This window comes from Neisseria sp. HMSC058F07, from assembly GCF_001810035.1.
GTDB lineage: Bacteria > Pseudomonadota > Gammaproteobacteria > Burkholderiales > Neisseriaceae > Neisseria > Neisseria perflava.
The window spans coordinates 206589-212960 of sequence record NZ_KV799663.1 but is presented as its reverse complement, the minus strand read 5'-3'; the positions used below and the strand labels follow the sequence as shown (position 1 = coordinate 212960).

Below are 6372 nucleotides of genomic sequence, written 5' to 3'. Positions count from 1 at the left end.
CAGACGCTCTACCAACTGAGCTAATCACCCGATAAGCTGACATTAAATCAAAAAATCAGGCTACGCGCAAGATTTTTATTTAAATAAAAATATATCCCATTGAAAGAATATGGAATATTTTATTTAACCTCAAAAATTACCAATATACCGTTCTATCAATCAAAAATCAAATGTCCCAATTTATCCGCTTTAGTATGCAGATAACGTTCATTTTCCACATTTTCGCCGACATGTAATGCAATCCGTTCGACCACATTAATGCCGGAATCTTTCAATGTTTGGATTTTTTCAGGATTATTGGTCAACAACTTGACTTCACGAATATGCAGATAATCATAAATCTGCTTGGCCAAAGTGAAGTCGCGTGCATCAACAGGAAGGCCGAGCGCTACATTGGCCTCAACCGTATCCAAGCCCTGATCTTGCAGACGATAAGCACGGATTTTGTTTATCAAACCAATGCCCCTGCCTTCTTGGCGCAAATATACGATAACGCCACGCCCTTCTTTCTGAACGGTCTGCATTGCTGCTTGAAGCTGAGGGCCGCAATCACATTTCACCGAAAATAAAGCATCGCCAGTCAAGCACTCGGAATGAATACGTGACAACACAGGCAGGCCGTCTGAAACATCGCCCATCGTCAATGCAACATGCTCCTGACCACTCTCTTCTTCAAAGCCGTGCATGGTAAATTCGCCCCATTCCGTAGGCAAACGGCATGACGCGACAAACTTCAACGCGTTACTCATTTTCCGCTTCCTCGCTTTCAGCCACGCCCAACAGATTTTTCAAAGAATCCAACAGCGCCAAGGCAAGGGCAATCCAAGACACCAATACTTCGTCTGGCGCGCCGTCTTTGACATCAAACTCGGCATGCACCACACCTAAAACCGCACCGCTGGGCATACAGACAGGAACAGAAATCTGACTCAAACCGGGATGATTGCGTTCGGCCGACAATTCACCAATTTCCTGCCAATACGCCACATTCTGACAAACATTCATCCAACCGCTTTGCGCCGTACGCACAGCCAAAAAAGCCTGTCCGGCCTGCTCGTCGATTGGAATTACATTTTCCAACGGCACGCCCCAACGGCTCAGTCGAACCAGCGACAACGCGCCATCTTTCGGAAACGCTGTATAAACCGCTGCGCTTTTCAAATGCTCAGTGCGCTCGGCAACCGAATCCAAAGCCATAAAAATCTGTTTCAGCAACAATTCATGTTCGGCATCAACATAATCCACCAACTGCCAACCGTCTTCAGACGGCCACAAAATCGAACGCTCAACCGAAGCATTGCCCATTTTAATCACAGCCTGGGTAGTCAAATAAGCAACATGTATCTCATCCGCAGGCAACTTCAAACCTTGCGTCTGCAAAAAATCTTTAATCAATAAAGCAGGCATCTGCCCTTCCTCACCAATAGTAAAGTTGAGGCCGTCTGAAAACAAACCCTGCTTTCAGACGGCCGGAATAAACCATTATATAAGGGATAAGCCGAAAAATTCAAGCAAACAAGACTTTGCACCCCCATTAATCTTGTGTATAATCCACGGTTCAAATTAGTGCGGACGTGGCGAAATTGGTAGACGCACCAGATTTAGGTTCTGGCGCCGCGAGGTGTGAGAGTTCGAGTCTCTCCGTCCGCACCACCCAACCCCTTTACGGGGCTTTTTTTTCGTCTAATCTCGCCCAACACGGGCAACCAATCCCAGTAATATCAATGCCTTAAGGCCGTTCAACCGCTTTCTAATCGTCTAATACAAATAATGCCGTTTAATTGAGTAAACCACAAATTGTGGGTATGATTCAGGGAATCAGCCAAAACCACTGAAAAACATCCCCACAATGCCACTAAACGACCGCCAAATTAAAGCTGCCAAACCGTCTAACACTGGAAAGAAAGTTAAGTTATTTGACGGAAACAGCCTATATCTTGAAATTACGCCAGCGGGCGGGAAAATATTCCGCATGAGATACCGCATGAATGGCAAAGATAAAGACTTCACTATCGGGAAATATCCAGCCGTTTCACTGGTAGAAGCCCGACAAGCCACCGAAAACGCCCGCCGCATGATTGCACAAGGGCAAGACCCTACCAAAGCCAAGCAAGAAGCCAAAGCAGCCCAGCAAGCCGCCTTGTTAAATACTTTTGAGCATTTGGCCAACAATGGCACAAGGACAATTTGCCCCGCTGGAAAGAACACCACGCCGAGCGGATCATGCGTTATTTGAAAAATGACGTTTTCCCAGTCATTGGAGAAATCCCCGTTAATGAAATCAAGGTAACCCACATCAAAAACTTGCTTGATGACATTATGGCAAGGGGCGTTACTGATACCGCCGACAAAATCAGGGGCTGGATCGGGGCAGTTTTTGACTATTCCGCCATGCTGGAAATTTCAGAAAACAACCCAGCCCGCCTGTTGAAAAATCACATTCCCAATTTACCCACCAAACATAAACCCGCCCTGCCCCGTGAAGAATTGCCGGAGTTTTACTGCCGCTTGATACTGGCAACCAACATAGAGCGGCAAAACAAAATTGCCATCATGCTGATCATGCTGGTGTTTGTGAGAAATAACGAATTGCGCGGCGGGCAATGGCAAGAAGTGGATTTTAAAAACAAGCGTTGGATCATTCCCGCTGAAAGAATGAAGCATGAAAAGATGAAGCCCAAGCCCGCTTTATGTGTTCCTCTTTCTGATTGGGCGATAGAGCTGCTACAAGAGTTACACACGCTGACAGGGCATAGCCGGTTTATGTTTCCAAGTAGAACCAGCGTAAACCGCCATATCAGCGAGAACACGCTAGGAAAAATCATTAACGAGAAGCTAGGCTACAAGGGCAAGGCCACGCCGCATGGCTTCAGAGCAGTAGCAAGTAGTTTGCTTTATGAAAACAACTTCAACGGCGGCGCAATCGAGATTCAGCTTGCCCACGTTGAAGAAGATAAAACAAAGGATTCATACGCCTACATGGCCGAGTATATGCCCCAGCGTATCGAGTTTATGCAATGGTATAGCGACTATTTGCGGGAGCAATACAACCAGGCATTACAGATGATCCAAGAGAGCAGGACGGTTTAAAAATTCCCTATGCGCGTGAGTAAATATAGTGGTTACACTGGTTACCACAAAATTTAACAAATATAACTATATGAATATAAATATAAATACAAAGAAAAAGCGGTAACCAGTTAACGTAAATTTACTGGTTACCAACTGGTTACCACTGGTTACCATTTTATACAGAAAGAAATTAACCCTATGAAATACAGTGCATTAGATGTTTTGCTTTCGTTGGTTGGCTTGGACGTGAGAGATGATACCGACTCGGAGCAACACGCAACGGCCGCCGGTATTGAGCATTGAGGCGTGAAACTTCTAAGCCCTTTTTGTGGTTACAACAAAGGAGATATAAGCAAATGACTGACTTTACAGATGACAAACCTATTGAGCAGATAAATGACGTGGTAGATGAATATCCTATTGATCATATGTTTTTTAGTACAGATAGCGATGATAAATCCTGTCTTGACCATGAAAAATACAACGCTATTTATCAAATAAAAAACTCAAAAATGTTCTATGAAGCATTGGGGATATATTGGTTTAACGCTGAAAGAGTTGTAATCAGGGCTTTCCATGACTTCAAGCATTTAGAACAGCCTGAATTTTTCGGCTGGATAATAAAAGGCATAAAAGAAATTGAACGAACTGAACAAAAATGTTTGGAAGCTATTAAAAGATATGAGGAGGAATATAACCAGCCATATAATTATCTGGAGGAACTAAACCCTTTTGAATCCTTTATACTTGATGATGCAGATTGGGAAACAGCCGTAAATATGCTGAATTTCTTTACAGCAAAAGCCATTTTTGATTATGTAACAGAATTTGATGGCCTTAGTTACGAAGATAGGTTTTATAAATTTCAAGGACTTGCAAACTTTATAACCGCTTCTTTGGGAGCGATAGAACTTGAAGCCAATCCGGATGAATCTCTTATAGAAGCTGCCCGAAAAGGAGGACGCGCCAAGCAAAGCCCTTACGAAAAAGCCGGCACGATAACAGCAGTGAATGAGCTACTAGAAGAAAAACAAGATATTCTGAAACAAAAGGGCGGCAAAACGACATTGTACAAATTGATAAGAGATTTAATTGCTTCAGGAGTTATTCCCGCGCCTGGAGAGCCAACAGAAAAAACGATACTTAAATGGATAGACAACTTTAAAAATATGAAATGAGCAAGCTATTACAGGAAATCAGCAAGCTACTTCCTAGAAGCCGCCCTGATCGCCATGAATCAGGCATAGCCCACCCCATTCAACCCGCCCGCACACGCGGGCTTTTTCACACCTCGCCGAACCTGAAACGACACAAACGGTTCGTGTCGGATTGAGGAATATGCTGAGATATATCGAAAAGATGTAAAATGTACGGAAATGTGCCAGATTTAGATTGCCTGCTTTACAAACAACCGCATATAATTAAAAGTATGAAACCGCACAACGATACCATTTTCCAAGAGCCAAAGGCTGCCCAAGCGGCCGCCTTCATGCTGTACAAGGCAAACGGCAGGCTTGAAGTACTGAAGCTGATGAAGCTGATGTACTTGGCTGAACGTGAGTCTTTTTTGCGCTTCGGAGAAGGCCTGACAGGTGACGCATTGGTTTCAATGCCGCATGGCCCGGTACTCTCCATGACCTTGGATTTCATTAACGGCGGACATGAGTCCGTTCCAAACGGATGGGCAACGTGGGTTAGCGACCGCGAAAACAGAATGCTTGCCTTACGCGATCCAAGTATGATTCGGACGCCCGAGGAAGACTTATTGGCATTATCCGAAACCGATTTGGAAGTACTGGAATCGGTTTGGGAGAATTACGGCCATTATTCCGCATGGGATCTGCGCAACATGACCCACAACGGGTTATGCCCGGAATGGGAAGACCCTCACGGCTCAAGCCGCCCAATTCCCATCAAAAAACTGTTGTCTGTGCTTGGTTATGATGACGAACAAGCCGTAGCGATTGTAGAAAGACTGGAAGAACAGGCTTACATCAATCGCGCTTTCGGGTAGGAGACGGTATGCCTCAATCGTGGCAATGCAGGCAAGGAGAATGCCTACTCATCCCATCCGGTCCAAATAGCTACCAACACTTATTTACCATCCTAGTCAATCCGTGTATTCTGCCCAACCGTGGGAATAAGCCGCAGGTTCTTTCTGTCGGCATTTCTTCTATCCGGGAAAATATCCCATATGATAATGCCTGCATCATCAGGCAGGGAGAACATCCTTTTGTCCAACATGACAGTTATGTCCGCTACCGTGATGCAAGGATTGATGCTGTCGAACACATAGAAAACCGTGTGCACGAAGGGATATTCTCCGTGAAATCACCATGTAGCGAACAACTGTTGGGGCGTATCATTGCCGGGGCTTCAACATCACAATATGCCAGCAGGGAAGTTAAGCTTCTGATTGCAAAATTTGCTATAGCATAATCCTCCGCCCGCATTACGCGGGCTTTTTCGTATATCAAACATGAAATCAACTAGTTCATTTCATGAAATCAGCTAGCTATTACAGGAAATCAGCAAGCTACTTCCTAGAAGCCGCCCACAGAGGCGGCTATTCTTTTGCCTGTCATATAACCCCGACTAAGAAAGGCAATCAATGAATAACACTGTATTAAGAGTAAACGATACCGCCCGCGTTATGGGTGTTTCACGAGCGACTATCTGGAATTGGGTAAACCCTAAGAGCCGCCATCACCGCCCTGATTTTCCTAAGCCTATCAAACTTTCTGAAAATATTACCGGCTGGCTTTCCAGTGAGATTGAAGAGTATCTCAACAAACTGGCCGCCAAGCGTGAAGAGTAGGAGTTTTCGTAGCAATACGCGCGCGCGCGAAGAATCAGCGGGAATCTATCCCTTTAGACAAAATAAAACCGCCTGAACGGACATTCAGACGGCCAAACAAATTAAGAGGTAAAAAATTATGAAAAATTATTCTAGCAGTATTAAGGCCAAAACGCCAAGCCAAAGAGAGCGCATTTTAGCTCGATTGAGAAAAGGGAGCGTTACTTCATGGGAGCTGGCACAGATGGGCATACTTAGCTATAACACACGCATTATGGAGCTTCGCAGAGCCGGGCATGAAATCATAACCGTGATGGAAGAAGTGCAAAACCAATTCGGGGAGACCGTGAAATGCGGGCGGTTTTCTTTGCTGGTGTCGGGAAAGAGTAAGCATAACGCCGTCTAATCCCGTAAAAAACTATTTGACAGATTGAGCTTTGAGAAGCAGAATTTAGTTTCTCTCTCAAATACGATTAGCCCAAATCAGCAGGGTAAACGCTGAT

General features: G+C 44.8%; 9 protein-coding genes and 1 tRNA gene. 8 read left to right on the top strand and 2 right to left on the bottom strand.

The genetic code is table 11. The features are described from left to right. Positions 1–155: 155 nt before the first annotated feature. Together ribA and HMPREF2696_RS01250 are read right to left on the bottom strand one after the other, a co-directional pair. Positions 156–749, bottom strand: a complete 594-nt coding sequence (ribA, locus tag HMPREF2696_RS01255; protein WP_004520747.1) for a GTP cyclohydrolase II — start codon at positions 747–749, stop codon at positions 156–158. Continuing rightward, the gene (locus HMPREF2696_RS01250; protein WP_070587526.1) at positions 742–1407 is read right to left on the bottom strand and encodes a hypothetical protein; all 666 of its coding nucleotides are present in this window, start codon (positions 1405–1407) and stop codon (positions 742–744) included. Before HMPREF2696_RS01250 ends, ribA begins: the two co-directional genes overlap by 8 nt. Before the next feature lie 161 nt (positions 1408–1568). Here HMPREF2696_RS01250 and HMPREF2696_RS01245 point away from each other — a divergent pair. The 8 genes from HMPREF2696_RS01245 to HMPREF2696_RS01215 all read left to right on the top strand — a co-directional run bounded on the left by HMPREF2696_RS01245 (position 1569) and on the right by HMPREF2696_RS01215 (position 6275). Next, positions 1569–1653: transfer RNA gene (locus HMPREF2696_RS01245), tRNA-Leu, on the top strand. Between the two features lie 196 nt (positions 1654–1849). Further along, complete coding sequence (locus HMPREF2696_RS11970; RefSeq protein ID WP_371444109.1) at positions 1850–2236, top strand: Arm DNA-binding domain-containing protein; 387 nt, start codon at positions 1850–1852, stop codon at positions 2234–2236. Beyond that, entirely contained in the window at positions 2224–3090 is an 867-nt protein-coding gene (locus HMPREF2696_RS01240) for a tyrosine-type recombinase/integrase (RefSeq protein ID WP_371444107.1), read from the top strand. The genes HMPREF2696_RS11970 and HMPREF2696_RS01240 overlap by 13 nt, the downstream gene beginning before the upstream one ends. A 338-nt stretch (positions 3091–3428) precedes the next feature. Next, positions 3429–4250 (top strand): hypothetical protein, encoded by an 822-nt coding sequence (locus HMPREF2696_RS01235; protein ID WP_070587524.1) that lies wholly within the window; start codon positions 3429–3431, stop codon positions 4248–4250. A gap of 251 nt (positions 4251–4501) precedes the next feature. Then, entirely contained in the window at positions 4502–5086 is a 585-nt protein-coding gene (locus tag HMPREF2696_RS01230; RefSeq protein WP_083300551.1) for a Panacea domain-containing protein, read from the top strand. Positions 5087–5094: 8 nt separating this feature from the next. Further along, a complete protein-coding gene (locus tag HMPREF2696_RS01225) occupies positions 5095–5511 on the top strand; it encodes a hypothetical protein (protein WP_070587521.1) in 417 nt (138 codons plus the stop codon). Between the two features lie 172 nt (positions 5512–5683). Next, on the top strand, positions 5684–5890 hold the full coding sequence (locus HMPREF2696_RS01220; RefSeq protein ID WP_070587518.1) for a helix-turn-helix transcriptional regulator: 207 nt from the start codon (positions 5684–5686) through the stop codon (positions 5888–5890). 118 nt (positions 5891–6008) lie between these two features. Beyond that, positions 6009–6275 carry a helix-turn-helix domain-containing protein gene (locus HMPREF2696_RS01215; RefSeq protein ID WP_070587516.1) on the top strand — a complete coding sequence of 89 codons (267 nt, stop codon included), beginning with the start codon at positions 6009–6011 and terminating at the stop codon, positions 6273–6275. Positions 6276–6372 lie beyond the last annotated feature (97 nt).